The following is a 2,240-nucleotide window of genomic DNA, read 5'->3' as shown; positions in this document are numbered from 1 at the left end:
TGATGGTATTTAACAAAAAAATCTATAAAGGAAAAAAGAGATTATCTTTTTGTGATGTGTTTTTGATATAATATATCCTGTTTAGAGGTAATTCTGGACAAAGGTAGCGAAATATAGGAAATTAAAGGAAGCTATCTTTGATGACCCACCCACATCTGCTTTCCAAATAGAAGAAGGAATGGCTTTTTTGAAGGGAAATCAAGAAATTATCCCCAATATACTTCGTGATTTTAATCTAAAAGATTTTTTTAGGTTTTATGATGGGGTAATTAACTGGTTATATCAAGAGGGGTTAAAAAAGACCAGCCTCACCTAAAAATTTGTAATTATTAAATGGGGAAATCAATCTTCTTGGCTTAAGATGATGGGAACATTTATTTTTATGATGAATCCTGTAAGGAATACTGTGTGAATGAATACAAGGAATTGTTTGATAAAATAGTGGAGTTTTGTGTAGAATATTTAAGCAGAAGGAAATTAGAAGGCACGCCGATGCTTGGGTTTTTGGGAGATTTTTCAGTTAAGTTTGAGGTTCCTGATCACTGGGGCATTGGCAAATCAGTCTCACTGGAGTTTGGAACAATTGTTCGGAATATACAAAAGGGATAAACCCACAATTGACATTTGTTTCAATGTGTATTATAATTTAGCTATGGGTGTTAAAAATATCTTAAAGCCAGATTCAAGGGGAAGGATAGTCTTGCCATTAAGGTTTAAAAAGGAGGAGCTTTTTGAGTGTAGAGAGGAAGGAGATTGTCTAATCTTATATCCTGTCCAAACTGTTAGGAAATTTCCCAGAATGGAGGAACTCCCTTTAACTAAATTGAATCAGAAATGGGAAAAAGAGGAATATGAGATAAATAATGATGTGCATCCTGGGATTATCGCAGAAAGCCCAAAATCAGCCCTTAAGAAACTAAACGCACAAGGATTAGCCATTGAAAGTTCCTCCATTTAGGTTAAACTTTGAGGTTAGATTCCTTAAAAATTACTCAAGGTTAAATGATATTGAACAGGAGGCAATAGACAAAACAATAAGTCTTCTATCTCAAAATCCAAGACATCCATCATTAAACATACATAAGGCAAAAGATATAAAGGCAAAATACAAGGTTGGTGGAGATGATGTTTTTATCGCTTATTCAACTATGAATCTTAGAGTAACATTTGAATATGGTCCTGAATTGGGGATGATTACCATTAGAAATTGTGGTTATCATAATAAGTGTGAAGAAAATCCCTGATTATGGGGATTGGTAAATCGGTGTCACGCGGGTTTGGGACGGTGAAAAAGTGGAGTGAAGACAAAATGTTATAGGATAATTTTTAGTATAATTTTTCTGGAAAGGAGGTGATTATAAAATGACAGTGATTGATAGAGAGAAGGTAAAAGATATGTATTATGCAAACTTACTCTATGAATATCATAGGGTTGCTGAAAAAATCAGGCTGTTTGAAAAAAAGTATAGTATACCCTTTGGTGAATTTGAAAAAGGGTTAAAACTATCTAAAAAAGAAGATATGGGAAAATGGGATGATTATATGGAATGGAAAGGATATATAAAGGTTCTGCAAGAGCTCACCAAGGATAAAAAGGAGCTGGAAATTGGAAATTATAAGGTGCGTTAAAAACAGCAGTATCGTTAAAAAATACGATATAGGTGTTTGAAGACGGTTTTTACATAAAAATTAGAGTTTTATTGATTGACGATTCCGAGTTGTATATAAGGGAATACTCTGATGTAGATGAACGAAATTATTCATATCATTGGCAAGATGTGAATAAACAGATATTGATGCGATGGGATAATTCAGGACATCACAAACACATTGAAACATATCCCCATCATGTTCATTACGATAATAATATTTTGCCAAGTTATCATATATCCTGCGAAGAGATACTGAAAGATATTGAAGGTAAAATTTTAAGTTAAGAAGATAAAACCGGGGCATTGGTAAATCAGTATCACGCGGGTTTGGAACGGTGAAAAGGATTAATGAGGCAAACCCATTCACCAATTCATTACCAATTAATATAAATTCCTATATTTCGCTACCTTTGCGTCGGATTGCTTTATGATAAGATATATTATATCAAAATATCAAAAACTTTTGTAACTATTCACCCTATAGGGAAATAAGGAATGTATATGTTTAGATAATGTTAAGGAAAATAATGAAGCCAAAGAATAAAAATCCCAATGTCCAAATCCCAATGACAAATGAAATCCCAATGT

The 2,240-nt window shown here is 33.0% G+C and carries 6 protein-coding genes; all 6 read left to right on the top strand.

The window, feature by feature from the left end; genetic code table 11:
* The first annotated feature begins 178 nt into the window (after positions 1-178).
* The 6 genes from AB1630_12590 (at position 179) to AB1630_12565 (ending at position 1,937) form a co-directional block, all read left to right on the top strand.
* The gene (locus AB1630_12590) at positions 179-316 is read left to right on the top strand and encodes a hypothetical protein (protein ID MEW6104628.1); all 138 of its coding nucleotides are present in this window, start codon (positions 179-181) and stop codon (positions 314-316) included.
* Between the two features lie 92 nt (positions 317-408).
* Positions 409-609 (top strand): CRISPR-associated endonuclease Cas6, encoded by a 201-nt coding sequence (locus AB1630_12585; protein ID MEW6104627.1) that lies wholly within the window; start codon positions 409-411, stop codon positions 607-609.
* 25 nt (positions 610-634) lie between these two features.
* Complete coding sequence (locus AB1630_12580; GenBank protein ID MEW6104626.1) at positions 635-958, top strand: hypothetical protein; 324 nt, start codon at positions 635-637, stop codon at positions 956-958.
* On the top strand, positions 939-1,244 hold the full coding sequence (locus AB1630_12575) for a hypothetical protein (GenBank protein MEW6104625.1): 306 nt from the start codon (positions 939-941) through the stop codon (positions 1,242-1,244). Before AB1630_12580 ends, AB1630_12575 begins: the two co-directional genes overlap by 20 nt.
* Before the next feature lie 118 nt (positions 1,245-1,362).
* Positions 1,363-1,629, top strand: coding sequence for a hypothetical protein (locus tag AB1630_12570; protein MEW6104624.1), 267 nt, complete (start codon positions 1,363-1,365; stop codon positions 1,627-1,629).
* Between the two features lie 71 nt (positions 1,630-1,700).
* The gene (locus tag AB1630_12565) at positions 1,701-1,937 is read left to right on the top strand and encodes a DUF6516 family protein (GenBank protein MEW6104623.1); all 237 of its coding nucleotides are present in this window, start codon (positions 1,701-1,703) and stop codon (positions 1,935-1,937) included.
* Positions 1,938-2,240 lie beyond the last annotated feature (303 nt).

The organism is bacterium (genome assembly GCA_040753555.1).
GTDB lineage: Bacteria > UBA9089 > UBA9088 > UBA9088 > UBA9088 > JBFLYE01.
This window is presented reverse-complemented; position numbering and strand designations above follow the sequence as displayed.